The 24,314-nt window shown below is 43.1% G+C and carries 25 protein-coding genes; 11 read left to right on the top strand and 14 right to left on the bottom strand.

Annotated elements, in window-relative coordinates:
* The first annotated feature begins 19 nt into the window (after positions 1-19).
* From K339_RS0128545 to K339_RS0128560, 4 genes are all read left to right on the top strand, one after another.
* The gene (locus tag K339_RS0128545; RefSeq protein WP_084332344.1) at positions 20-427 is read left to right on the top strand and encodes a Dabb family protein; all 408 of its coding nucleotides are present in this window, start codon (positions 20-22) and stop codon (positions 425-427) included.
* A gap of 263 nt (positions 428-690) precedes the next feature.
* Complete coding sequence (locus tag K339_RS0128550) at positions 691-2,442, top strand: ABC transporter ATP-binding protein (protein WP_028526658.1); 1,752 nt, start codon at positions 691-693, stop codon at positions 2,440-2,442.
* 73 nt (positions 2,443-2,515) lie between these two features.
* A complete protein-coding gene (locus tag K339_RS0128555; protein ID WP_028526659.1) occupies positions 2,516-3,442 on the top strand; it encodes a nucleoside hydrolase in 927 nt (308 codons plus the stop codon).
* 138 nt (positions 3,443-3,580) lie between these two features.
* Positions 3,581-4,036 carry a hypothetical protein gene (locus tag K339_RS0128560; RefSeq protein WP_028526660.1) on the top strand — a complete coding sequence of 152 codons (456 nt, stop codon included), beginning with the start codon at positions 3,581-3,583 and terminating at the stop codon, positions 4,034-4,036.
* Between the two features lie 63 nt (positions 4,037-4,099).
* Here K339_RS0128560 and K339_RS0128565 read toward each other — a convergent pair whose 3' ends face one another.
* The 11 genes from K339_RS0128565 to K339_RS0128615 all read right to left on the bottom strand — a co-directional run bounded on the left by K339_RS0128565 (position 4,100) and on the right by K339_RS0128615 (position 13,915).
* On the bottom strand, positions 4,100-5,326 hold the full coding sequence (locus K339_RS0128565) for an MFS transporter (RefSeq protein WP_028526661.1): 1,227 nt from the start codon (positions 5,324-5,326) through the stop codon (positions 4,100-4,102).
* Positions 5,327-5,365: 39 nt separating this feature from the next.
* Positions 5,366-6,415, bottom strand: a complete 1,050-nt coding sequence (locus K339_RS0128570; protein WP_037302111.1) for a winged helix DNA-binding domain-containing protein — start codon at positions 6,413-6,415, stop codon at positions 5,366-5,368.
* A 47-nt stretch (positions 6,416-6,462) separates the two neighbouring features.
* Positions 6,463-7,362, bottom strand: coding sequence for a carbon-nitrogen hydrolase family protein (locus K339_RS0128575; protein WP_028526663.1), 900 nt, complete (start codon positions 7,360-7,362; stop codon positions 6,463-6,465).
* Between the two features lie 16 nt (positions 7,363-7,378).
* A complete protein-coding gene (locus K339_RS0128580; RefSeq protein WP_028526664.1) occupies positions 7,379-7,972 on the bottom strand; it encodes a GNAT family N-acetyltransferase in 594 nt (197 codons plus the stop codon).
* A gap of 16 nt (positions 7,973-7,988) precedes the next feature.
* Positions 7,989-8,387 (bottom strand): nuclear transport factor 2 family protein, encoded by a 399-nt coding sequence (locus K339_RS0128585; RefSeq protein ID WP_028526665.1) that lies wholly within the window; start codon positions 8,385-8,387, stop codon positions 7,989-7,991.
* Between the two features lie 33 nt (positions 8,388-8,420).
* Positions 8,421-8,675, bottom strand: a complete 255-nt coding sequence (locus K339_RS0128590; protein ID WP_028526666.1) for a hypothetical protein — start codon at positions 8,673-8,675, stop codon at positions 8,421-8,423.
* Positions 8,676-8,766: 91 nt separating this feature from the next.
* Positions 8,767-9,000, bottom strand: coding sequence for a DUF6932 family protein (locus K339_RS38145; protein ID WP_028526667.1), 234 nt, complete (start codon positions 8,998-9,000; stop codon positions 8,767-8,769).
* A 124-nt stretch (positions 9,001-9,124) separates the two neighbouring features.
* Positions 9,125-9,913, bottom strand: coding sequence for a DUF6242 domain-containing protein (locus tag K339_RS0128600; RefSeq protein ID WP_028526668.1), 789 nt, complete (start codon positions 9,911-9,913; stop codon positions 9,125-9,127).
* Positions 9,914-10,012: 99 nt separating this feature from the next.
* Positions 10,013-12,496 carry a S9 family peptidase gene (locus K339_RS0128605; RefSeq protein WP_028526669.1) on the bottom strand — a complete coding sequence of 828 codons (2,484 nt, stop codon included), beginning with the start codon at positions 12,494-12,496 and terminating at the stop codon, positions 10,013-10,015.
* A gap of 120 nt (positions 12,497-12,616) precedes the next feature.
* Positions 12,617-13,396: a pentapeptide repeat-containing protein gene (locus tag K339_RS0128610; protein WP_028526670.1), complete on the bottom strand. Its 780-nt coding sequence runs from the start codon at positions 13,394-13,396 to the stop codon at positions 12,617-12,619.
* An 81-nt stretch (positions 13,397-13,477) separates the two neighbouring features.
* Positions 13,478-13,915, bottom strand: coding sequence for a DUF2721 domain-containing protein (locus tag K339_RS0128615; RefSeq protein ID WP_028526671.1), 438 nt, complete (start codon positions 13,913-13,915; stop codon positions 13,478-13,480).
* A 71-nt stretch (positions 13,916-13,986) separates the two neighbouring features.
* Here K339_RS0128615 and K339_RS0128620 point away from each other — a divergent pair, with 71 nt between their 5' ends.
* The 3 genes from K339_RS0128620 to pepT all read left to right on the top strand — a co-directional run bounded on the left by K339_RS0128620 (position 13,987) and on the right by pepT (position 16,519).
* Entirely contained in the window at positions 13,987-14,658 is a 672-nt protein-coding gene (locus K339_RS0128620) for an NUDIX hydrolase (RefSeq protein WP_028526672.1), read from the top strand.
* A gap of 65 nt (positions 14,659-14,723) precedes the next feature.
* Positions 14,724-15,248 (top strand): hypothetical protein, encoded by a 525-nt coding sequence (locus K339_RS37790; RefSeq protein ID WP_051398315.1) that lies wholly within the window; start codon positions 14,724-14,726, stop codon positions 15,246-15,248.
* Between the two features lie 32 nt (positions 15,249-15,280).
* On the top strand, positions 15,281-16,519 hold the full coding sequence (gene pepT / locus K339_RS0128630) for a peptidase T (RefSeq protein ID WP_028526673.1): 1,239 nt from the start codon (positions 15,281-15,283) through the stop codon (positions 16,517-16,519).
* Positions 16,520-16,613: 94 nt separating this feature from the next.
* On the opposite strand, the gene K339_RS37330 is transcribed toward pepT, so the two are convergent.
* The gene (locus K339_RS37330; protein ID WP_157607770.1) at positions 16,614-16,772 is read right to left on the bottom strand and encodes a hypothetical protein; all 159 of its coding nucleotides are present in this window, start codon (positions 16,770-16,772) and stop codon (positions 16,614-16,616) included.
* Positions 16,773-16,987: 215 nt separating this feature from the next.
* Between K339_RS37330 and K339_RS0128640 the strand changes: the two genes are divergently transcribed.
* From K339_RS0128640 to K339_RS0128650, 3 genes are all read left to right on the top strand, one after another.
* Entirely contained in the window at positions 16,988-18,508 is a 1,521-nt protein-coding gene (locus K339_RS0128640) for a D-apionate lactonase family protein (RefSeq protein WP_157607771.1), read from the top strand.
* Between the two features lie 50 nt (positions 18,509-18,558).
* Positions 18,559-19,122, top strand: coding sequence for a sigma factor (locus K339_RS36305; protein WP_051398316.1), 564 nt, complete (start codon positions 18,559-18,561; stop codon positions 19,120-19,122).
* 104 nt (positions 19,123-19,226) lie between these two features.
* Positions 19,227-19,787 carry an SCO family protein gene (locus K339_RS0128650; RefSeq protein WP_169731910.1) on the top strand — a complete coding sequence of 187 codons (561 nt, stop codon included), beginning with the start codon at positions 19,227-19,229 and terminating at the stop codon, positions 19,785-19,787.
* 45 nt (positions 19,788-19,832) lie between these two features.
* On the opposite strand, the gene K339_RS0128655 is transcribed toward K339_RS0128650, so the two are convergent.
* On the bottom strand, positions 19,833-21,167 hold the full coding sequence (locus K339_RS0128655; protein ID WP_028526677.1) for an ABC1 kinase family protein: 1,335 nt from the start codon (positions 21,165-21,167) through the stop codon (positions 19,833-19,835).
* Positions 21,164-21,799: a TetR family transcriptional regulator C-terminal domain-containing protein gene (locus K339_RS0128660; protein WP_028526678.1), complete on the bottom strand. Its 636-nt coding sequence runs from the start codon at positions 21,797-21,799 to the stop codon at positions 21,164-21,166. Before K339_RS0128660 ends, K339_RS0128655 begins: the two co-directional genes overlap by 4 nt.
* Before the next feature lie 184 nt (positions 21,800-21,983).
* Between K339_RS0128660 and K339_RS0128665 the strand changes: the two genes are divergently transcribed.
* Entirely contained in the window at positions 21,984-24,308 is a 2,325-nt protein-coding gene (locus tag K339_RS0128665; protein WP_028526679.1) for a penicillin-binding protein 1A, read from the top strand.
* The last annotated feature ends 6 nt before the right edge of the window (positions 24,309-24,314 follow it).

Consider the following 24,314-nt stretch of genomic DNA (forward strand, 5'->3'; position numbering starts at 1 on the left):
TTTTCTTTTGTTCTAACCCATGGTTTACTCTACTCTAATGAAACCGTCTCGTTTTCAAGTGGTTGCTTTTGCATTAAGCTTAGCACTGCTGCTCGGCCTGTACGGATTTGCCTCTTACCAGCAATCCGAAAAACTGTATAAACATGCAGTAACGGTGACGTTCAAGTCAGGAACGTCTGACACGCAAATCGGCGTGGTTGATAAATCTTTTAAAGGATTAGCTAAATTAAAAATGGTTCGGTCGTACGAATGGGGTGTCGTGGACGATACCAAAGATCCCGCCCACGTAAAGCATGTCTATGTTTTTACGTTTGGAGATAAGAAGGACTTACCTCTTTACGGTGCTTCTCCCGAACACCAAGCGCACATGAAAGTAGGCGCTGACTACATCGAAGCAGTTAGTGCGGTGCAGTATTTTCAGCAATAAAAAGTTTAGTAATACAAAGAGGCTGTCTCAAAAGTAATAGGTTACAAAATATTCTTTGGTTTCAACCTCATCCCAACCCTTCCGCTCGGGCGGCCCCGTCCTTTCTGGAGAAGGGCTTAAAAAGTCCCCATCTCCAGAAAGGAGAGGGGGATTTAGGGGGTGAGGTTGAACAGAGGCCGAAGATAATTTGGTGATACTAGGCTTTTGGGACAGCCTCTTTTTGTTTTTAGGAACATAATGGACTAGGTTGGTGTTTTGCTCCCATGGATATACTTTACCGCTACCTCCGACCTTATTGGAAACTTATTTTTGTGGCCTTGACATTGGCCGCTATCAACCAAATCTTCTCCCTGCTCGATCCCTACATTTATCGCTTAGTCATCGATCGTTATGCGTCGCACATCAAGGATTTCAACGAAAGCGATTATATATGGGGTGTTTTAAAATATGTTGGAATGGCAGTTGGGGCCGCAATGGTTTCACGGATTGCCAAAAACTTTCAAGATTATTTTATTAGTGTGATTACCCAGCGTGTTGGTACGCAGATTTATACGGATGGGATTAAACACTCGCTGGCCTTGCCTTATCAAGTGTTTGAAGACCAAAGAAGTGGGCAAACGTTGGGTGTGTTGCAAAAAGTCAAAACCGATACCGAACGCATGATTACGTCGGTCGTAAACGTCGTTTTTCAATCGGTGATTGGTATTACGTTTGTGATTTTCTACGCCCTGAGCGTGTATTGGCCCATTGCCCCCGTTTATTTTTTGACAATTCCGATCATTGCGTGGTTGAGCTCAGTGCTAAGTAAACGCATCAAGAAAATTCAAACCAAAATTGTAGCCGAAACGACGGCATTGGCGGGAAGTACTACGGAATCGTTACGAAATATTGAGTTGGTAAAAAGCTTGGGACTTACCGACCAAGAAGTAAAGCGTTTGAATGGAAATACTGAAAAAATTCTGGTATTAGAACTTCGTAAAGTAAAATTTGTACGGACGCTTGTGTTTGTTCAAGGTACAACCATTAATTTTCTGCGAAGTTGTATTGTTGCGCTGATGCTTTGGCTTATCTTTAAAGAAGTACTGACGATTGGGCAATATTTTTCACTGTTATTGTATTCATTTTTTATCTTTGGGCCACTTCAAGAGTTGGGAAATGTGATACAACTGTACCGAGAGGCAGAGGTGTCGTTAAATAATTTTCGCGAAATTTTGAGCCGTCCTATTGAGGCAAAACCTGCCAAACCTGCGACGCTGACAAAAATTGGAAAAATTGATTTTCGGGGCGTTTCATTTAAACATTTGACCGCTTCGAGAACGGCTTTACAAGATGTTAGTTTTGAGGTTAAAAAAGGAGAAACAATTGCTTTTGCGGGGCCTTCGGGAAGTGGTAAAACTACGCTCATAAAACTCTTAGTAGGCTTGTATGATCCCGAGCAAGGACATATTAAATACAACGGAATAGATAGCCGAGAAATTGACAAAGATGAGCTTCGAGAACAAATTGGGTTTGTGGCACAAGATGCCCAGTTGTTTTCAGGTACAATCCGCGAAAATCTTCAATTTGTGAAGCCATCTGCTACCGATGCCGATTGTTTAGATGTGTTGAAAAAAGCAGCAGCTTATTCGCTTTTAAACCGTGCTGATAATGGCTTAGACACCGTGATTGGAGAAGGAGGAATGAAAGTGTCGGGCGGAGAAAAGCAACGTTTATCCATTGCGCGGGCGTTGTTAAGAAACCCCAATTTGTTGATTTTTGATGAAGCTACGTCAGCTTTAGATTCTTTGACCGAAGAAGAAATCACGCAAACAATTCGTGATTTGTCGAATAATGAACAGCATATTACCGTTCTTATTGCCCACCGTTTGAGCACAATTATGCACGCTGACCGAATTTTTGTGCTTGAAAAAGGGAAAATGGTAGAAGCAGGAAATCACGACGATTTGTTGGCTCAAAAAGGGCTTTATTACGCCATGTGGCGCCAGCAAGTTGGAGAAAGTGAAACCATTGGGTGAGCGTTGTAATAGTAGCTTACTCGCAAATGAAAACAAACAAAAATCAGATTAGTGTATATTAATGAAATAGCCAATGAGACATTTGTTGATTGATACAGACACAGGCTCGGACGATGCCGTTGCGTTGCTGATGGCGATGAAATCGCCTGATGTAAAGGTAGAAGTAATAACGATTGTGGCGGGAAATGTGCCAGCCGATAAAGCCCTACAAAATGCGCTTTATATGGTTGATTTATGCCAGTATGAAACGAAGGTATATTTGGGTGCCGAAAAGCCTTTGATTCGTCCTTTATTTACCGCTCAGTTTGTTCACGGAGACGATGGAATGGGCGACATTGGGTTGGATTTAAAAGGCCGCAAACCGTTGGAAGGACATGCCGTAGATGCCATCATTGATACAGTAAATAAGTTTCCTAATGAGATAGAAATCATCACGTTAGGTCCGTTGACAAACATGGCATTGGCCTTGGCAAAAGCACCAGAAATTGCCTCTAAAATAAAATCGTGTGTGATTATGGGGGGAGTTGGTTTTGGATATGGAAATATCACGCCTGTGTCAGAATATAATATTTGGGTGGATCCAGAAGCTGCCCAAATGGTGTTTCAATCGGGCATGAATATGACAATGGTAGGGTGGGATATTTCCATAAAATATGCGGCGTTTGACCAAAAAGCAACGCAAGAATTACGGAATATTCAAAAACCTTTGGCCGATTTTGTGGTGGATATTCAAGGTGCAAAAGCACGTTTTACATCGGAGATAACAGGGGAAATGGGCTTTGATTTACCAGACCCAATAACCGTGGCTATTGCCCTAGACAGAACGGTCGCAACGGACATAAAAAAACGCTATGTGGAAGTAGTTTTGGGTGAAGGGCTCACCCGTGGACAAACCATTGTAGATCATACAAATATTCTCAAGCTTAAACCAAATATGGAGGTTGTTTTAGAAGCATCAAGAGAAAAGTTTTTAGCCCAATTATATGGCTCGTTTGATTAAGATTGCTTTCTTAGAAAAACTCCAAAATGGAAAGTCATTTTTTTGACTTTCCATTTTAATTTAAAGAAAAATTGCTTTGAAATGTTATTTTTTTACCTTTGTGGTTAAAGTAATCTTAACATATATTAAAAAATAACAATGAAAAAGAAAGAAATTAAATTCTTCACACAAGAGGATAATTTTGTCGAAAAGACAAGAGTAGTTAAAGAGGAAGTTTTTGTTCCAGAAGCACATATTACTTCAAATGGTAAATTGAGCTTGCCTTTACCTACCCTCGAATTTTTGGGCGTTGAATCTACCTTGACAGCTCGTTTTAAAGTAGGTGTAGATCAAAACAAAAAAGGATTTGTTGGTCTTTATCTTATCCCTTCAGACGAAAGTGACCCAACTGCATTCGAGCTTGTAAAAATCGGCCGTGGTTTTTCATTGTTGTTGAAAGGTATTTTTATCAGATTGGGATTGGCTTACAGAACAACTGAATTCCATTTTACAATTAAAAAAATAGATTTGGACGGAATCGGAACTGGTTTTTTTGCAAAGCTTGTTGACGAGAAACCTCGTACCAAAAAAGGAAATGACGAAGACGAAGATTAATCCCGTCTAATTATTTCTTTGTACAAAAAAGGGAAAGCCACTGCAACAGTGGCTTTCCCTTTTTTATTTAGCTGTATCCAACAGTAATTTGACCCGATACATCATTCCTATGCAAAGCAGTGTAATACTTGAGGTTACAATTCCGAGTGTATCGTAGTGTTCAAGCGGGCTAAAATTGGTGGGCTGAACCACAATTAAACCCGCAATAAAAGACGCTAATCCTCCCGCTATTTGTTGCAAAGAAGCATTCACACTCATAAATGCACCTCGGTCTTGTGGGTCTGGTATTGCCGATGTCATGGTGGTAGCGGGTACCATTCTACTCATAATCCCAGCCATCATTGAAACGTTGAAAATAATAATAGCCCAGAGCGGTATAACGGGCAAGCGCGTATAAATAAGCACCATAATAACCATCCAAACGGAAGCAATGGTGAATAAATTAAACTTGCTTATTCGGTCGCTCAAACGCCCGATCATAGGCATCGTAATCAATGTACTAATGCCTGCTACCATAAAAATAATGGGCAATTGTTGTTGGCTTACTTTTAAGTTATTGACGGCATAAACACTACCAAAAGGCATCATCATATAACCACCAATCGCTAATAAAGAGGTGGCCATAAATCCAATTCGATAGTCGCGTTTTGCGATGGTATGCCACAAGTGAGACAGGGCATTTCGCTCTGATTGAATGGCCAAGTGAGCGGTGATAGGCTGAAGTATTTTTAGAATGACAACGGCCAATATAATACTCAGACCGACAATCATAATAAATGGCGCTTGCCAGCCCCAGCCATTGGCCAAATATAAACTGATAGGGATTCCCAAAACCTGACTTGTCCCGAATCCCATTTGGACAAAACCCATGACCCGCCCGCGCTGTTGGAGCGAGAATAAATCGGTAATAATAGCCATACTAATCGAGCCAATAACGCCACCAAATAAACCCGTAATGATTCGAGCGGCGACGATGGTTTCGTAAGTAGGTGCCAATCCACAAAAAAGTGTTCCGATGATAAAACCCGTGTAGAAAAATAAAAGGAGCTTTTTACGGTCAAATTTGTCAGCAAAACCTGCTGTTAATAAGCCAGAAATTCCCGCACTAAAGGCGTAACTCGAAACGACAAATCCAAATTGTGTTGGAGATATTTTCATGGACTTCATCAAGGAGTCTCCCAGCGGAGACATGACCATAAAGTCTAAAACTACCGTAAATTGAGTGAGTGCTAAGAGGGCGATAACAATTTTTTGGTAAGATGTAAAAGTTGTTGTTTGGGGTGCTTGCATGTGTGATGAATGAGAGGAAATTAGAAGGGATAAATAGGCTTACGTCATTTCTTTTCCTAAAAAGGACGCAAATTCCTTGGCGGCTTTGGTTAGAAGAGGGTCGGTTATTGTATCAGAAAAAAAATGAGTTTGAATGCTTACTTTTTCTTTTTGGACGGTTCTGCTCCAAAGCCCTTTGACTTGTCCATCAACGACAATAATGGGTTTAAAAATTCCATTGGCGGTGATGGCCGCCGAAACGTTTGTAGAATCGAGGGAGGCTGCTCGGTTTTTGTAACTTACCATAAATTCGTCGAAAGCAGGAAGCAAAAAAGTCGAGGGCTGTAATGCTGTTTGGTTGTCGGGAACAAACCAATAAGTTTGATTTTCAATGGTTTCAGATACAAACTCACCTTTAACAGATTCCAGACCTGCCTTGGCATCGCTGATTTTTAAGCCCGACCACCATCCAAAATCGTGGAGGGTTGCGGGGCCGTGGCTACGGAAATAACGACGAGCCAAAAGCCCCAAAGATTCTTCTCGGGTATAACTCGGGGTAGGCGTTACCCGTTCTTCGAGTAGGGCATAGGTGTTATTCTTTCCGTTTTGTTTACCACTGCAAAGGACTCCATTAAGTTCGGCATGAATCAAAATGAGTGAACTACGCCCCTCTGAAGTATTGATGCCTGCTAATTCTAAATGTGCCATTAATTCGGCCTTGGTAAGGTGTTTGTGACCTTCAACGGCTTTGGCCAATAACGCGTCTGTGAGATTCAATAAATCATTGCTCAACTCCATTTTTCGGTTATAATGCGCCGAAATTTGATGGATATGCGGTGCGGTCAGGGCGAGCATCCAGCGAATATCTTTGTGAGATACAAGATGCCAAGTGGGGCGAAGAATATGGGTTCGTAAAATCAAGCCTTCATCAAGCGCTTGCTCTACCATTTTGTCAGTAGCGTTTTTTGTACGAATCCCCACTGCCCATTTGGACATGGGATAGTCTTGTGCTTGTACGGCGCCCAAAAATTCTACCGCATCTTGGGGTTGTTGAAAACCTCTGTCAATGATTTTCTGATTGATTAATCGTTGATGGGCAATGTGTATCATGGCTGAGTTGTTAGGTGTTAATCTTATTTTTTTGCAAGAAAAAGAACTTAAATCAACCGCTTGATGAGTGTTATGTCATCGCTGATGAATTGATTATGAAGGCGTTGGTGGTCTTGGTAATTGAAGACTTGCCCATCTGCGCGGACGGTTTCGATGAGCGAAAAATCGAGCATTTCTACTAACCAGCCTGCTTGTTGTGGAGGCGTTTGGGCAACAATACCTTCCTCGGGCAGGTTTTTATCGGGAGGGCAGTACATGGCCGTGTAGCCATAATTAATGTCCACCGCTGGCGACCATTCAGCAAGCCCGACAGTTTGAGAAACAATTACGTAAGATTGGTTTTCCAAGGCCCTTGCACGCGCACCTACGTGAACGCGGGTGGCTCCTCGGATGGTTTCGGTACAGCTCGGAGCGAGAATTAATGATGCCCCTGCTGAACAAAGACGTTGGGCGCCAATGCCAAATTCGACATCGTAGCAAATTTGAACCCCAAAGCTTCCCCAATCTCCTTCAAAAAGTGTGAGCACCTTTGGCGCAGATTGGATTCCCCATTCTTCGTCTTCAAAACGCGTCATAAAAAACTTGTCTTGATGTCCTATTAACCCCTTTGGCGAAAATACAAAAGCCCGATTGTAAGGCTTGCCATCTTCGACAACTGGAAGACTTGGAGCAACAATACAAACGTGGTATTTACGGGCTAACTCCTCAAAAACTTGGCAAAAATCTCCTTGCAAGGCACTTAATTCAATCACTTGTTGGCGAATGTCCTGACGGATTTCGGGCGAAAGGATGCTTACTAATTCCATCGAACCGTATTCAGGAAAAAGAAGCAATTGGGTTTTTTGTTGGGCGGCTTGGGCTACCCATTTCTCGGTATGAAGCACCCATTCGTCCCAATTTTTATGTTCGGTGATGGGGTATTGGGCGGTGGCAAGGGTGAGGGACATTGATGAAAAAGCAATTTTATAAGCGATGTATCCAATAAATCATTGGTTTTACGGTAGGCACAGTGTCTCCGAGGTCGAGCCATTCAAAGGAGCTTTGCAACGATGGCTCTTTTTCGTAGCCTCGTTTTGTCCAAAAAGCGTCGTTTGGACGGTAATCTTGGGGCTGGGCGGGGTGGTTATCGCGAACTACAGCGCAAAAACAAGTAGTGGTGAACGTACCAAAACTACGCGCGTGGGCTTCACGTTCGTCAAAAAAACGGTGGCCTAGTCCTATTCCACGGTATGCAGGTAAGAGAATACTTTCTCCAAAATAAAAAATGGAATGAATGTCAAATCCTGCTTCTTCAAAAGGAAGGCGTACTTCGGGAGTTTCGTCGGCCAATGGAATGCAGGTGGTCGCGCCTACCATTTCGGAGCCGTCATATACCGAAAATAAAAACGAACGTTCTGAATTGGCATACGTTTGAAGGTATTCTTTTTCGTGTTCGAGGGTGCCTTCGTAGAGGTAGGGAAAATCGCGAAAAACGGTGATTCGTAATTTCCCCAGTCCTTCAAATACCGAAGCAATTTCAGCTCCGCGTTTGGTGTCAAAAGAAAGTGTTGTGTGCATTTTTGTCTTTTGGTGGTTAAGACACTAATTTAATCCAAAGTGGTAAATTATAGTAGGTAGTAACGCGCGTGATTTTTCCCTCTTTTACTTCTAAAAATGCACCTGCGGGCAATACATATTTTTGGCCGTGGGCGGGTGGGAGACCTTCCTCTGCTTGCTTATAGGTCCCATTTACGACAAATTCGGCCGCAATTCGGGTTTCGTCTGATGATGAAAAGAAGACCATGTCAGTCAAAGTTTCGTCGTAGGCATCGTCCATTTTCTGCATAAACTCAGTGAATTTGTCATTTCCGATGCGGACTTCTCCTTGATTAGGCTCGTGCCGAACTTGGGGATGGAGCAAGTCTAACATGCCTTGCCAGTTTTTTTGATTAAAGTAGGTGTAATACTGTTGAACGATTTCTAGTGCAGTCATGTAAAATAATTAAAATAGTTTTAACAATGGTATTTAAGATGCCATGGCATAGTGATATTCGCCTGCATCATCACTTGTTTTTGCAAGATGAAGACCAAATTGAGCCATTAACTGATCTAATCTAGACGCATGTTGTTCACGAACCCGTTTAAAGCCTTCGATAGCCAACACGTCCAATGGGTTCAATGATTGATGCCGTTCAATAGAACGATTAGCTCGGTCTATAAGGTCAAGAACATCAAAAATATCTTCTTTTAAATACTCGATTTGTGAAATGGGAGTTTCCATGATTAGTCATCGAAATTTATTTGAATAATTCCTTTCTCATACTTCCTGCCGTCTCTTTGAACACGTGTTTTTGAGAATAAATGTAGCCACCCTAAAGTATATCATTTGGATTTTGCTTTGAGGTTACAAAGCTTCCATCAATCCATTGATAAAAAGGTGTTTGTAGGTTGTTTTTTAAAACGTCTATAAATGCTAGATAATTATTGAAAATAGGTCTCCGTGAAGTGGATATGGAGAAATTATCAACGAATATTTTCTCAAAACGAGCTCTATCAATGTGAATGATTTCGTAAGGGAATAAATTGCCAAATGCGTCAAAGTTCATCTTTCTAAACTGCTTATTGCAAAGTAATTCATTCTTGGACGATTTTCAAATACAAAACAATAGTTCTTGCCAAACAAAAAGCCCCAGCGACTTTCGCTGAGGCTTCCGTTGTCAATTACTTTAATTAGCCTCTCGTACGGTAAAGCGTTCCGTTTTCTACTACATACAGCATTCCGTCCATGGCTACAATGAGGGTTACTTCGCTGAGTAAACCTTTTTCGCCAATTTGCTGATAAGCTCCATTTTTATCCGTTTTGAAGAGCGTTCCATCTTTTTCTACACTCCACAAATAACCTCCGTCAGCCACCATCGCAACGGTATTTGCCCAGTCCCCGACTTTTCCCACTTGTTGCCATCTTAGCAATCGTATATTGGTTTTATAGAGTGTTCCTTTTTCGACTGTCCACAAATGATTGTCCATTGATTCTAACATTTCGGCTTCGCCAAACTCGCCATTGGCTCCGATTTGCGTCCAAGTGCCATCTTTGTTGGTTTCGTAAAGCGTTCCATTGGTTTCAATGCTGTATAGCTTTCCGTTGAGAGAAACCATGCCTGCTGTTTCTTTCCAATCGCCCTGTTTCCCAACTCGTTGCCACGTACTGGCGCGTGGATTGGTGCGGTACAAGTCACCGTCTTCAACCGTCCAAATTTCGCCGTCCATGGCAACCAAGAAATTAGCATTGTCAAATTCACCTTTTGCCCCGATTTGCTCATAGTTGCCGTTTTTATCGGTTCTAAAAAGGGTTCCATTTTTCTCGATGCTGTACAAAAAACCATTCATCGCAACGACATCAAGGGTGTTTTCCCAATCCCCTTTCTTCCCAATTTGCTCCCATCGTTGCGCAAGGGCAAATTCAGTGGTGGTAAGTAGTAAACCAACCAAAACAAGCGTGTAAATAAGTAACGTTTTCATTAAGTATGTGAGTTTATGATTTCGGAGTCAAATGTACCAAAGAAAAACCCTAGTCCTTGCGAACTAGGGTTAGGTTTTCAATAAAGTGATAGTATTGGGCTATTTTTCTCCTGACATTTTACCCGTTTTGGTATTTGTATTGATCGCAGAGGCATTTTTTACATACTTATCTAGCCAGCCGCCCATTTCATGAAGCATGTGCAATAGCGATTCTTTGGCCGTATAACCGTGACTTTCGTAAGGTAAAAAGACCAATTTGGTCGTAGCGCCCATTCCTTTCAGCGCATTATAATAACGTTCCGACTGAATGGGGAATGTCCCCGTGTTGTTGTCAGCTTCGCCGTGAATGAGCAACAACGGCGTCTTCATTTTGTCAGCATTCATAAATGGCGACATTTTGTTGTAAACATCGGGGGCTTGCCAGTAAGTACGTTGTTCGTTTTGGAAACCAAACGGAGTAAGCGTACGGTTGTAAGCACCCGAACGCGCGATGCCTGCTTTAAATAAGTTGTTGTTAGAGAGTAAGTTAGCGGTCATAAAGGCGCCATACGAGTGGCCACCTACACCGACGCGGTTGGCGTCAACTACTCCTAAGCGTACGCCTTCGTCGATGGCAGCTTTGGCACTGGCCACCAGTTGTTCTACGTAGGTATCGTTTGGTTCTTTGTCGCCTTCACCCACGATTGGAATGGAAGCATTTTCAAGTACGGCATAGCCCATCGTGGCAAAAGCGGCACCTGTCCAATAGCTGATACGGTTAAACTGATACGGCGAACCACTCACTTGCCCTGCGGCAGCAGCGCTTTTAAATTCGGCAGGGTATGCCCACAAAAACGTAGGCAATGGCCCGTCTTCTTTTTTGTAGCCTGGAGGCAAAAGCAAAGTTGCGGTCAAATCCACGCCATCGGAGCGTTTGTAGCGAAGTTGTTGTTTCTGAATACCTTTCCATTGCGGATAAGGATGCGGGAAAAACGTCACTTGCGTTAGCGCGGGTTCGGCAGGCTTTTTACCTTTTTTTTGTGCAGGATTTAGGTTACGGATGAAATAGTTAGGTTGTTCTTCTTGTGATTCACGTGAGGTTAGAATCAGCCCTTTTTCAGCGTTTAAAATGCTGATTGGACGCTCAAAATAAGGGGCTTCCGAACGCCAAAGACGTTTGGTTTGCTTAGTAGCTAAGTTAAATAAGTCAACAAAAGGACGATCTCCTTCGGGCGAAGCACCTTGGCCTGTGAGGTAAATGTCGCCCGTTGGGGTAATGTCAAGTACGTACTCTCCGTATTGGTTTTTCTTTAATTCGGGCGAACCAGGATTGTTATAACGGTCTTCTGACGAACGGTCGAACAACACAACAGGGTTGGCAGGACTGCTTGGATTCACCAATTTGGTTATGGTTTTACGGGTGGCATACCAGCGTTCTGAGAAAAGGGCCGTTTGGTCATTGCCCCAGGTTACGCCGCCAAAACGGAACGCCGCCGCATAAATTTCTTTAGGCTCGCCCGTGAATGGAGCGTCTGAAGTCAAAACTACATCACGGATAGCGATTTTCTTTTTAGGGTCGCCACCGTCGCGGGCCTCTACCCAGTACAGTGTTGCGGCAGCATCGTTTCTCCAGTTGTGTCCACGCTGTCCCGAAGGCGCTGCATCAGGCCCCCAAGGCACGTTTTCGAGCAAAGGAATGTCAATTTGTGTTTTTACAAACGTCCCAGTGGTTTCGTAAATATCAACTTTTGAAGGAAAACGATTGACCGTCACCAAATACGAAAACGGACGATGAATGGTTTCTAACAAAACATACTTACCATCTGGCGAAGGCGAAGAGGTCGCGATTACCCCAACGTTCCCAATCGGTTGTAGGCTTCCGTCGAGTCCCAGCTTCATGGCTTGTGAAGTGGCGTAATATTCAAATTGTTTTTCATCCGAAGGGTTTTTGAGCAAATCTTGGAAAGTAGCGGCTTGGGCTTTCGTTCCAAGGTTTTCTTGAATCGTAGGCCCCGTCGGAATGCGGCTGATTTCGGGCGCAGCCCCACGGCTGGCAGGAATCCCGCGAATGATAAACGATTTGCTATCAGACAACCATTGATAAGGAACTCCCAAAACGGCGTTGAGGGCAATGTCGCTTACTTTGCGAGCGGCAGCACTGTTGATGTCTAAAACGTAAAGCTCAATTTTAGAGTCGGTGGTGTTGGTAAAAGCTACCTTGGTTTCGTCGGGCGACCACTGTACGGTTGACAGTTGTGGGTTGGTGGGTAAACCAGTCACCTGCACGTCGGTGGCATTGGCAGCTACGCGGCGGAGCTTGAGGTTGTTGATAAACACGGCGCGACTAGGGCCGCTGGTGGCGGGGTTGATGCGTAAACCTGCCAATCGAAGTTCGGGCTGTGAAAGTTCTGCGATGGTGGTTGTGGAGGTGTTTCGCTCCGAGACCAGCATCCACTGCCCTTTGCTATCAACACTCACGGAAGGAGTAGGAGGGGCCGTGACCAAATCAGCTAGGTTTTTGGGAGGCAGCTGATACCCCGCATTGTCTTGAGCAAAGGCCGAAAAACCGACCAAGCATCCGACAAAGAATAGCGCTTTTTTCATGGGTTTTAGTTGTTTGATTTGTTGCAAGTTAAATCAAATCGCCCTGCTTTGGGTCTAAAACCTACCAAAACAAAAAAGGAGGCGTCGAACCTCCCTTTTTTGTCGCTTTATGTTCGTCTCCTAACGGCTTACGTAGCGTTTGCCATTGGAATATTTAAAATCGGTAGAGCCTTCAAAGTCGGTACTTTGGAAGTCAGTGTCATTTGAGAAGTTCGTATATTTGAAGTCGGCATGACGTTGGAAACGGCCGCTTTTGAAGGATACGCCGTCGTGGAAATGAGCGTATTTGAAGTCGGCGTAGTCGCGGAAGCGAGCATTTTTGAAATATACTTGGTCGTCAAAATCCGCATACTTAAAGTTGGCATATTCGCTAAACTGATTGCCCGAAAATGACGCCTCTCCTTTAAAATGCGCGTATTTGAAATTGGCTTGCTGGCTAAATTTCGTACCCGAAAAGTTGGCAACCCGCGCAAAATTTGAATACTTAAACTCAGAATCTCCTTCAAAAGTACAGTTTTCAAACACCACGTTTTCGGTAAAATCAGTGGAATAGGTTGTACTCATTTCGCCCATCTCGATGTTGAAACCAGCGATACTTTTACGCTTGCCGTCTTTTGAGAGGTTTTTATACGCAATGACATCTCCTTTGAAAGTACAATTTCTGAATACAACGGGTACTTCGACTGTACTTTTGTATTCGTCCCAAGACGCTTTGTTATTCTTGCGTTTTTTGTTGGATAATTCGGTTAAATCCAGTGTTCCTACAACTACGACGCCGTCGTATTGGATTTGTTGTTTTTTGTCAATAGCCTCAAAAATGCTTTTGGCTGAAACTTCTTTTTGTGCAAAACTGACGAGAGATACGCAAAAGGCGAAAACAAAAATGGAAAGGCGTTTCATGGTTGTGTGCTTTTTAGTGTTAAAATGGCTTTTGATATAAGATGCCAAAAAGCACAGCTTGGTTGCACGGAAGCTGAAAAATTATTCTTTAGCTCGCGAGCGACCAAATAAATCGAACCGCTTTCCGAGTTGGGCTTCCATGTCACTCAATTCAATTTTGAGGGCGTGAATCGAAATCGTAATTTCCCAAATAGACAGCATAAGGGCGACAATCTGCATCAAAAGAGCCACAAAAAACAGGGCTTGGGCAAAGGGTTGGTAATGCAAATAAATGGCCAACATCGAAACCGCACTTAGCAACAGGCTGGTGACAATGATAAACTGAATGTTGCGAATAATATGCACGCGACGGTGAAGGTGCTTGATTTGATCCACGTAATTTTTGTCGGGATTTTGTCGAAATTTATCGTGAAGCTCACGAATTAAGCTCGCAATCGCCAAATAGCGATTCGTAAAAGCAATCATCATCAACGAGACCGTTGAAAATAAAATAGCGGGAGTCGAGATAGAAAGTTCCATGTAAAATGAACAAATGAGACTATGTGAGAATGAGTGATATTGTCGTACTTTGTGGCTAAATTTTGCTTCGGATGAAAGAAAACGTATTTGACTCCCACAAATTTAATCTTTGGAAAGGTCGATTGTTGAAAAATGGCCTCAATATTCATCAAATTGATGAAAAATTTACCCGCCACAACCATAAAGGTGAGGCATTGTTTTCACTACTCATGCTCGATGCCACTACGCCTGAAGGTGATAAAATTCCCCCTATTTGTTTTTTAAAAGGAGAGGTGCTTTGCGTTTTGGTATGTTTGATTGATGAGCGAACGAAGGAAAAATATTTGCTTTTGGTACGTCAACGTCGTATCTGTGACGGGTCGCTTACCTACGAACATCCCGCAGGAATGCTCGACAGCGAATCGGACGCCTACAAAGTAGCTGCCAAAGAGGTATGGGAAGAAACAGGGATTGAAGTCTCACAAAGTCAGTTGGTTAGGCTCATGGATGCTCCTGCGTATCCTTCTACAGGTACAAGCGATGAAGCGATGTACTATTTTTATTGTGAGATTGAGCTTCCCAAAGAAAAAATTATGTCGTACGATCAGCGATTTATGGGCGAAGCCTCTGAACATGAGCGAATTGTAACTTGTGTTTTGCCATTTTTGGAAGGGCACCGACTCATCAATAACGTCAATGGTATTTTGCTTGATTTCTTATACCTAAAAGCAATCGAAGATTGGGAGTTGTTGAAGCAGTTATAAATAGGATTGGTATGGTTTTTTACTAGTATTCATACGATATAATTAACCAAAAATCAGATACTGCCATGTCAAAAATTCACGATATCGCCGCCAAATACCAGATAACCGAAGCAACTGTACGGACGTTACTGGAAGGATTACAAACCACAAGTGGTTTTCAAGTGCAATTCAACAGTGCCGAATTGGGAGGAATGGGGCAGTGGCAATCAGGAATGGTGATGATTGGCGACATGTTTAACGATGGGCTGAAAGCCAAAGTAGCCGCTTTGTGTGCGGAACTTGCTTCGTTTGTGCGCGAGCATCAAGCTACGCAACCCGAGGAAACAGAAAAGAAAGATGCCACAGTGGCGGCTCCCATTAAAACCATTCCTGCGACGTTCAGTGGTAGTCAAAACGAGACAAAATATGCCTATTATGCCCCTCAAAATGTGTTGCAGATTGAAGAAGAAGACAAAATAGCCCGTTACAGTACCGAAGGCTTGACCCTTTGGGGAGTTCAGCAAGCACAGGATGGGACTGGAAAAAAACTAAAATTTACCCACGCAGGAGGTACCGTTACCGTCGATGAGCTCAAACCTGCCCTAGAATAACCAAGACTTTGCAAGTTTAATTTAACAAAAATATGTCATCAACAGTACTCGAACGGTTTCTAAGATACGTTCAAATTGATACCCAATCAGATCCTAATTCCACTTTACAACCTTCGACCGAAAAACAGAAAAACCTGAGTCGGATGTTGGTGACCGAATTGTTTGAAATGGGGGTTGTGGATGCCCACCTCGACGAACACGGCTACGTATATGCAACCCTCCACGCCAATACAACCAAGTTGAATGTCCCTGTCATTTGCTTTTGTTCGCACGTGGACACCTCGCCCGATTGCTCTGGTGCGGGTGTCAAACCTTTGGTACATGCAGCTTGGGATGGTTCTGATATTGTGTTGCCCGACGACCCTGCGCAGGTGATTCGTCGCTCGGAACACCCTGATTTAGAGGCGCAAATTGGCAATGACATTGTAACTGCCAGCGGCACCACTTTATTGGGAGCTGATAACAAAGCGGGTGTTTCCGAAATTATGGATGCCGTACGTTATTTGTTGGAACACCCTGAAATCAAGCACGGTACGATTAAAATCCTCTTTACGCCCGACGAAGAGATTGGCCGAGGAACCAACAAAGTGGATTTGGCCAAATTAGGCGCCGATTTTGGCTATACCATTGACGGCGAAAGTCTTGGTTCGTTTGAAGACGAAACCTTCAGTGCCGACGCCGTAAAAATTACCATTCGTGGCATCAGTGCTCACCCTGGTTTTGCCAAAGGAAAACTCGAAAATGCCCTTAAAATAGCCGCCGATGTCATTGCGGCCTTACCAAAAGATAGCCTTTCGCCCGAAACAACCGAAGAAAAACAAGGGTTTATCCACCCGACAAACATCGAAGGAATCCAAGAAAAAGTGACCCTAGGCTTTATCATTCGTGATTTCACGGTGGCAGGTCTTCACGAAAAAGAAACCTACCTCAAAGGGATTCTTGACCAAGTTTTACAACAATATCCCCACTCAACGGCCGATTTTGAGGTCATTGAACAATACCGAAACATGAAAGAAGTGCTTGATAATCACCCGCATGTCTCGGAATACGTATGGGAAGCAATCCACCGCTCAGGGCTGACTCCGTTAAAAAGAAGCATCCGAGGCGGAACCGATGGCTCTCGACTTTCCTTCATGGGCTTGCCTTGCCCCAATATTTTTACGGGTGGTCATGCTTTTCACTCAAAATTGGAATGGGTTTCGGTCCAAGACATGCAAAAAGCAGTCGAGGTAATCGTCAACCTTTGCCAGATTTGGGAAGAAAAACACTAATTCTACATGATATAAAGCAACACCGCGCACGATAGAGTAAATGCGAACGAAGTTTTGGTTTTTAGTTTGGGCGCGGTGTTTTGCTTTTTATGGGTTATTTAAAGACGTTTCCTCCAAAGGGTTGTCCAGTACGGGCAATGGTTTCAAAGGCTGATTGATGACGTAGAAACCAAGTCAAAAAGCGTTTGAACAAGTTGGTTGATTTGGCAAGTTCAAAATAGGCTTTTATGTATTCAAAATTAATTGCGATCATGGTCTTGCTGTTTGATGAATGTACCACAAAGGTCGGAATAATACAAATAAAGCCCAAATTGTGAATTGGAAAAGTACAATTAATGAATAGCCAAATGCCAAGAACACCCAAAAGTTGTTGAGTGAGTACAGTAAGTTCTTGATAAAATGATAGGCTATTTTGATATAAAAAGTGGCCTTTTTTGGTTTTAAATGTTAATTCAAAACAAATTGTTAATGATATTACAAGCGGGCAAGTATGCGTTTTTATACGAACAAGGGAGCATTCGTCAGTTAAAACATCAAGGAAAAGAAATAGTTCGGATGATTTATTTTGCCTTACGTGACCACAATTGGGGCACGTTTGACAAAGTCATTTTTGATGAAGTTGTTCAAAAAGATGATACTAGCTTTCAAATTCATTATAAGTGTAACCATGTAGATGAAGCTTCTACGGCGATTTTTGAGTGGGAGGTAGCTATCAACGGAGCTGACAATGGCACAATTAGCTTTGAAATTTCTGGAAAAGCATTGATAGACGTGCGGAGCAACAGAGCTGGGTTTTGCGTGTTACATCCTATCAAAGGAATTGCTAATCAGCCCGTTTCTCTTCTTCATGAAGATGGTTCTAGTTCTACTTCCATTTTTCCCAGATACATTTCACCAGAAGACCCTTTTCTGATGATTCGTTCGATGACATGGCAAGTGGAGGATGGAGCGGCGTATCGAATGGATTTTGAGGGAGATACGTTTGAAACCGAAGACCAGCGAAATTGGGGAGATGCGTCTTTTAAAACGTTTTGTACACCCTTGTCCAAACCTTTTCCTGTTTTGCATAAAAAAGGAAATACTGTTTTTCAACGAATTACGCTTCATCCGCCCGTCGAAAATCCATCTTTGGAAATGAAGCCAGAACAAACCGTTTTGCCCTCGAAAACAACTACCTTTCAGTTGGGAATTGGGGCGTCGGTTGAGTCGGTAGAATTGGCAAAGGAAGTCATCGACCAGTTGAAAAAACTACAGTTGACGCATTATCGAATCGACCTTGCACTTCCTTCCGCCTCGTGGATTACTGAATTTTCTACCCATTGCGAAAATGCCTTTGACCTTGGTTTACCTTTGGAAGTAGCCCTTACGATAGGGGAAGAGGAGGAAAAAAACTTGGAAGAATTTGTGTCAATATGTCAACAGAATCGCTTGAATATCAGTAGTGTGTTGTTGTTTTCTAAAAATGAGGTAACTACGCCGCAACGAATCATTGATCTAATTCCAGTATTTAAGAAACAACTTCCAAAGATAAAATTTGGGGTAGGTACCAATTACAATTTTACGGAACTAAACCGCAACCGTTTTGAGGCCAAAGAAGCCGATTTTGTCACGTTTTCCTACCATCCGCAGGCACACGCTTTTGACAATCTTACGATATTAGAAAATGCCGAAACGCTGCAATACCAAACAGAAAGTGCCGAACATTTGTATAATAAACCCGTTCACATCAACTTTATTTCGCTACGAGCCCGCGCCAATCCCTACGCTTCTTCCCTTTCGGATGTTCAAATTCCCATTTCAAAACAAATAGACCCGCGCCAATCGACAGATTTTACAAAAGATTGGTTATCAGAAGTTTTTCGGAGTCTGTCGGCAAGTACAGTGGCTTCTGCCACGCTTTTACGTACGGTAGGCGAACTGGGAATTCTGTCCCTAGAAGGGACTCCGTATCCTGCGTTTGAAATATTTCCAAAAAAAAATCACCATTGACCGCAAGTTTTTAGAGGAAGGTGCATCTAAACGAATAAATCTGATTCCATTTGAACGATTTAGAACTTCTTCAAGGACTTCAATCACGTCAAGCGGTGGCGTTTCGATACTTGGTTGAGCACTATCAAACGAAAGTGTTTAATACGGTATTGGCCATTGTTCAGCACCCCGAAGAAGCAGAAGACGTCGCTCAAGAGGTGTTTATGGAAGTGTATGAGTCGATTGATAAGTTTAGGGGTGAATCCAAAGTAAGCTCATGGATTTACCGAAAATGGTACGAAAATAGGCAATTAGCCGAACAACGAACCTACCACAAAAACCATAAAAATGGCTTGCACAAAGGTTGGTGGCCCAATGGAATTCCGAAATTTGACTATCATTTTTCGGAGGACGTAGCCACAGGAACTCATCACGAATGGTTTGAAAACGGGCAAATGTATAGCCTAAGCACTTACAATAACGAAGGTCAACCCGAAGGGAAACAACAAATGTGGTACGTGAATGGGCAAATCAAAGCCAATTATGTCATTCAGAACGGACGGCGATTTGGGCTGCTCGGCGCCAAAGGCTGCATGGGAGAAAACGAACGGGGGGCAAATTCAATAAAAATATAACGTACTTATTTTCAGCCATGTTGACACGTTTTTGTTTTTCTGGATTTGTAGTACTCATAGCTTGTTCTTGTCAACCAACAACTGAACAACGAAATACAACCCGATTGCCCTATTATCACACGCCCGATTTTACCCCGCATTGGGTAGAATCGTCGGCCTCAATGGATACCATCCACCAGCTGAAGAAATTTGTTTTTAAAAATCAAGCGAATCAATGGGTGGATTCGGATTCTTTATGGGGTAAAATTCACGTGGCTAATTTTTTCTTTACGGCTTGCCCAAGTCTCTGTCCGCGAACGATGGGAAATATGAAAGAATTACAACGTGCATTTCGCAACGATAAAGGTGTAAAGCTGTTGTCATTCAGTGTGTTACCAGAGCGAGATTCGGTAGCTGTGTTGCGGGCTTATGCGCAACAGCATCAAATTGAGGCAAGTAAATGGGAGTTGTTGACAGGAAATCGTAAAGACATGTATGAAACAGCGCGTCGGTCGTATTTTGCGGATGAAAATTTGGGGATACGAAAAGGCGAAAACGATTTTTTACATACCGAAAACGTCATATTAGTAGATAAAAATCTTCGAATAAGAGGAATTTACAATGGCACACTTCCGCTGGAAATCAATCAGTTGGTAGAGGATATAAAAACGTTGAAACTAGAATAATCAAAAAAGCCATTGAACTGTCCTCAATGGCTTTTTTGTGAATTGTTATGACATAAGTGCCATTTCTTTCTTACTTCGTAGCCAATCAGGACGTGTGGTTTTAACTTTAGCGCCTAACTCATTCAGCATCGAATAGAGTCCAAAATAGGTACGATTGATGTACAAGCCATCTTTGGAACCACGCGCTACTTTTGAATTTCTGATTTCTTCCACTTTGGCTAGTTCGTCGGCAAATGCATAGACCGAATCAAAGTAAGTATGATCGCCGAAGTCAAACTCATCGACGGCAAAAGGTTTGCCTAACATCACAATCATTTGTTTAAACAAATCTTTAAACAGGGCTTTTTCGCTTGGTTTGTCTTCTTTGACCAAAAATTCGAGGTTATAGAAGATTTTTTCGATCAATGGATCATCATCCAGCGTGTCAGGATTGATAAGCGTAAAATAATTGTCGTAAAAGTAGTCAGGAATGACTTTTACACAGCCAAAATCAATGACGCCCATTGTACCATCGGCGCGCATCAAGAAATTGCCAGGGTGCGGGTCGGCATGAACTTGGCGGAGGCTATGTACTTGGTGGTCATAAAAATCCCAAAGTAATTGTCCAATCCGATTGCGAACCTCCTGAGACGGATTTGTTTGGAGAAAATCTTTGAGGTGAAACCCGTCCAACCAGTCCATTGTCAAAATCCGTTTGGCCGAAAGGTTGGGGTAGTATTTGGGAAAAATGAGCCCGTCGATGTGTTTACACGCTTCCGAAATTTCCACCGAACGACGCAATTCAAGGTCATAGTCGGTTTCTTCCAAAAGTTTGGTTTCTACCTCTTCGGTATATCGTTCTACGTCTTTTTCATTGAGGCCAAACAAAGTCACTGCCATGGGTTTGACCATTTTCAAATCTGAGCTGATGCTATCGGCTACGCCTGGGTATTGTACCTTGACGGCCAGTTTCTGACCATTTTTCGAGGCTTGGTGTACTTGCCCAATAGAGGCTGCATTGGCCGCATTGATGTCGAATTGGTCGAAGAGTTCGTGCGGAGCTTTGCCAAAGAAATTCCTAAATGTCTTCACGACCAGCGGCCCCGACAGCGGCGGTGCGGAGTATTGCGACATTTGAAACTTATCGACGTACGCGCGGGGCAAAACGCTGCGATCCATACTGAGCATTTGGGCTACTTTTAAGGCTGAACCCTTCAATTCACTCAAAGACGCATAGACGTCGGTGGCGTTGTCTTGGTGCAATTCTTCCCGAGTCGTAGTGGGGTCAATGATTTTTTTGACGTTGTATTTCAGGTAATTCCCGCCAATTTTTGCCCCTGTTTTTAAGAATTGAGTGGCCCGAGCCACTTTGGAGGTGGGGATACTATCTTGTGTTTTCATCGGTTCTGATACATGAATTTTGCTAAATCAACTACGGTATCCACAATCGAACGCCCCATTAAATCGAAGCCCGTATTCACCGTTTTTTCGATGGCGGTATCCGTTAATTCAAAATTTCGACTGGTATCTTTTACCCAAAAGTCTAAAATATAAAGCGTGTTGAGCCAAACTGCTTCGGGATATTTATTGGCAATGTAGGGACGAGCAATCACTTCTTTACTTTCGCGCCCTTCGTACATCAAATCATGCGCAAACGTAAAAAAGGCTTCTTTAAAAAGACGAAGCTCTTGGGGATTTTTGGCCGCGACTGGCTGAGGAAGTTTTCGGTAACTATATGAAACAAAGCTCCGATTGGCCTTGAGCACTTCTACCCATGTATAATAAAAGCCCAACAACTTTTCGCGGACGCTATACCCTTGGTAGGTCGGGTCATTTTCGGCAGTTTTAAGGGCTTGGTCAAAAAAAGACTTCCATACATCCATTTCAATAGACTCAAACGACGTATAAAATTCGTAGAGTTCAGCCTCTGCCATTTTTAATTTTTTGGCAAAAGCATAAAAGGAAGCAGGAGTTTGTCCGTTTTCAAGGACATAATCAATATACGACTTACGGATTTTTTCGGCTTTTTCCATGATATGTAGTCAATCTAAATACACATTAAACAACGAACTGTGCCCTAAAAAGGTTTGGTAAAAGCGGGTATTTAGTTTTGTAAAACAACATGCCGAGTTTTGCACGTTTTTTGTATGATTATAAAAAAAATACAGTTAAAAACCGTATAATTGCGTTCTGAGGCGTATTATTTAAGCATCTACTATGGCATTTTTGAACGGAAAGTACCGTAAACCTATCATTCGATTTTGGCAATTGGCTACCGTTATTATCGGAAGCGCTGTTTTGTACTTGGTAGCAGTCTATTTCAATTTCTTTTGGCTTTTTGGGGGAATGCCTGAATTAAAAGCCATCGAAAATCCTGAAAGTCAAGTAGCTTCGGAAATCATTTCGGCCGACGGGCAGACGCTCTCAAAATATTTTATTGAAAATCGGACGCCTGTTGAGTTTGATCAACTTTCCCCTAACCTTGTAAAGGCGCTTATCGCTACCGAAGATGCGCGTTTTGTGAAACACTCAGGCATCGACCCCCGTTCTATGTTTCGGGTATTCAAAGGGCTCGTGTCAAGCGACCAAGGTACAACGGGGGGAGGAAGTACAATTACGCAACAATTGGCCAAGAACTTGTTTCAAACCCGCAGCGACAAATACAAAGGTTCGTTGGGTGATTTGCCGATTATAAAAACCGTTATTGCCAAGACCAAAGAGTGGATTTTGTCGGTGCGCTTGGAGCGGAATTATACCAAACAAGAAATCATGACGATGTACCTAAACACGGTGTCGTTTGGTAACAACGCCGATGGGATTAAAACCGCTGCAAAGACATACTTCAAAAAAGAACCTTGGAACCTCGACCTCCCCGAAGCCGCTTTGCTGGTGGGAATGTTGCAAAACCCTTCTCGTTTTAATCCTCGTTTGTTTAAAGAGCGGGCTTTGGAACGCCGTAATGTGGTGTTGGGGCAAATGATGAAATATGGTTTCTTAACGGTTGAGGAATTTGCCCAAAATAAACTGAAACCACTTGCCCTCAATTTTTACATCGAAAACCACAATACAGGGCCTGCTCCTTATTTCCGTGAAGTACTTCGTGATTGGATGAAAACTTGGTTGACACAATACAACCAAGAAAACGGCACCGATTACGACTTGTACCGCGATGGACTTCGTATTTATACAACGATTGATTCTCGAATGCAGAATTATGCCGAACAGGCAGCCGACCAACACATGCGCGACCAACAGACCAAGTTTTTTACGCACTTCAAAGAGCTTAAAATGAACCCTTGGGTTGTGAAAGGCACAAACGGTGGTTATGCGCCCGATCCTTATTTTGAAAAAAGGGCTGTACGCAGAAGTTGGCGTTACCGCGAATTAAAGAAAGTGTATGGGGATGATGAGGTGAAGATTTGGCAAGAACTGCGCAAGCCCATCAAAATGAAGGTTTTCTCGTGGCAAGGCGACCGTGATACGATTATGAGCCCGCTGGATTCGATTAAGTACTACAACAAGTTTTTGCGTATCGGAATGGTGTCGATGGATCCGCGAAACGGTGATGTAAAAGCGTGGGTAGGAGGGATTAACTTCAAACACTTCAAGTACGACCAAGTATATCAAGGAAAGCGCCAGCCAGGTTCTACCTTCAAGCCGTTTGTGTATTGTTCGGCCATCAATGAAAGCTTTGTAACGCCCTGTACGACCATTCGCGATGCGCAGGTTTGTATCGGTGATTGGTGCCCCAAAAACTCAACGGGTTCTTTCTCGGGGCAAGAACTTACCTTGCGCCAAGCGCTGGCCAAATCGGTCAACTCCATTAGTGCGCGGTTGATGAGCATGGTAGGGCCTAAAAAAGTGGTCGAATATGCGCATAAACTAGGGATAAAAAGCCCGATTCCTGCCGAAGTAACCATTTGTTTGGGAACACCCAACGTATCTGTTTTTGAAATGGTTAATGCGTATTCGACTTTTGCCAACGGAGGAAAACACGTTCAACCACGTTTTGTAACCCGTATCGAAAATAAAGAAGGACAAGTGTTGGCGGAGTTTCCTGTCGATGAAAAAGAGGTGATAAGCCCAAGCATGGCGTATCAAATGTTGTTTATCATGCGTGGAGCCGTTGAAGATCCGTGGGGAACGGCGCAGCGTCTTCGTACCCAATACGGACTTTCTGAAAACAATGACATTGCGGCCAAAACTGGTACGACGTCAGACTATACCGACGGCTGGTTTATGGGGATGACTCCTAATTTGGTAACGGGTGTTTGGGTAGGTGGTGAAGATAACCACGTTCACTTCACGACGATGGCGCTGGGACAAGGGGCGCGGATTGCGATGCCTGCTTGGGGACTTTATATGCAAAAAATATATGCAGACCCTGACTTGGCAGGTAATGAGCGTTCGCCGTATCGTCGCGAGCGTTTTTATAAACCCGATGGCATGGAAGCAAATTTGGGTTGCGGTGGTCCTAAATTGGACACCCTCAACACCTACATGCGGCCAAGGGTAACCGACGATGAAAGTATTCTGTTTTAAGCCCTG

The organism is Runella limosa DSM 17973 (assembly GCF_000482465.1).
GTDB lineage: Bacteria > Bacteroidota > Bacteroidia > Cytophagales > Spirosomataceae > Runella > Runella limosa.

Excerpts from the sequence above, each read along its gene's own strand:
- K339_RS0128545 (WP_084332344.1), top strand. The coding sequence starts at position 20 with ATGGTTTACTCTACTCTAATGAAACCGTCTCGTTTTCAAGTGGTTGCT.
- K339_RS0128550 (WP_028526658.1), top strand. The coding sequence starts at position 691 with ATGGATATACTTTACCGCTACCTCCGACCTTATTGGAAACTTATTTTT.
- K339_RS0128555 (WP_028526659.1), top strand. The coding sequence starts at position 2,516 with ATGAGACATTTGTTGATTGATACAGACACAGGCTCGGACGATGCCGTT.
- K339_RS0128560 (WP_028526660.1), top strand. The coding sequence starts at position 3,581 with ATGAAAAAGAAAGAAATTAAATTCTTCACACAAGAGGATAATTTTGTC.
- K339_RS0128565 (WP_028526661.1), bottom strand. The coding sequence starts at position 5,326 with ATGCAAGCACCCCAAACAACAACTTTTACATCTTACCAAAAAATTGTT.
- K339_RS0128570 (WP_037302111.1), bottom strand. The coding sequence starts at position 6,415 with ATGATACACATTGCCCATCAACGATTAATCAATCAGAAAATCATTGAC.
- K339_RS0128575 (WP_028526663.1), bottom strand. The coding sequence starts at position 7,362 with ATGTCCCTCACCCTTGCCACCGCCCAATACCCCATCACCGAACATAAA.
- K339_RS0128580 (WP_028526664.1), bottom strand. The coding sequence starts at position 7,972 with ATGCACACAACACTTTCTTTTGACACCAAACGCGGAGCTGAAATTGCT.
- K339_RS0128585 (WP_028526665.1), bottom strand. The coding sequence starts at position 8,387 with ATGACTGCACTAGAAATCGTTCAACAGTATTACACCTACTTTAATCAA.
- K339_RS0128590 (WP_028526666.1), bottom strand. The coding sequence starts at position 8,675 with ATGGAAACTCCCATTTCACAAATCGAGTATTTAAAAGAAGATATTTTT.
- K339_RS38145 (WP_028526667.1), bottom strand. The coding sequence starts at position 9,000 with ATGAACTTTGACGCATTTGGCAATTTATTCCCTTACGAAATCATTCAC.
- K339_RS0128600 (WP_028526668.1), bottom strand. The coding sequence starts at position 9,913 with ATGAAAACGTTACTTATTTACACGCTTGTTTTGGTTGGTTTACTACTT.
- K339_RS0128605 (WP_028526669.1), bottom strand. The coding sequence starts at position 12,496 with ATGAAAAAAGCGCTATTCTTTGTCGGATGCTTGGTCGGTTTTTCGGCC.
- K339_RS0128610 (WP_028526670.1), bottom strand. The coding sequence starts at position 13,396 with ATGAAACGCCTTTCCATTTTTGTTTTCGCCTTTTGCGTATCTCTCGTC.
- K339_RS0128615 (WP_028526671.1), bottom strand. The coding sequence starts at position 13,915 with ATGGAACTTTCTATCTCGACTCCCGCTATTTTATTTTCAACGGTCTCG.
- K339_RS0128620 (WP_028526672.1), top strand. The coding sequence starts at position 13,987 with ATGAAAGAAAACGTATTTGACTCCCACAAATTTAATCTTTGGAAAGGT.
- K339_RS37790 (WP_051398315.1), top strand. The coding sequence starts at position 14,724 with ATGTCAAAAATTCACGATATCGCCGCCAAATACCAGATAACCGAAGCA.
- pepT (WP_028526673.1), top strand. The coding sequence starts at position 15,281 with ATGTCATCAACAGTACTCGAACGGTTTCTAAGATACGTTCAAATTGAT.
- K339_RS37330 (WP_157607770.1), bottom strand. The coding sequence starts at position 16,772 with ATGATCGCAATTAATTTTGAATACATAAAAGCCTATTTTGAACTTGCC.
- K339_RS0128640 (WP_157607771.1), top strand. The coding sequence starts at position 16,988 with ATGATATTACAAGCGGGCAAGTATGCGTTTTTATACGAACAAGGGAGC.
- K339_RS0128655 (WP_028526677.1), bottom strand. The coding sequence starts at position 21,167 with ATGAAAACACAAGATAGTATCCCCACCTCCAAAGTGGCTCGGGCCACT.
- K339_RS0128660 (WP_028526678.1), bottom strand. The coding sequence starts at position 21,799 with ATGGAAAAAGCCGAAAAAATCCGTAAGTCGTATATTGATTATGTCCTT.
- K339_RS0128665 (WP_028526679.1), top strand. The coding sequence starts at position 21,984 with ATGGCATTTTTGAACGGAAAGTACCGTAAACCTATCATTCGATTTTGG.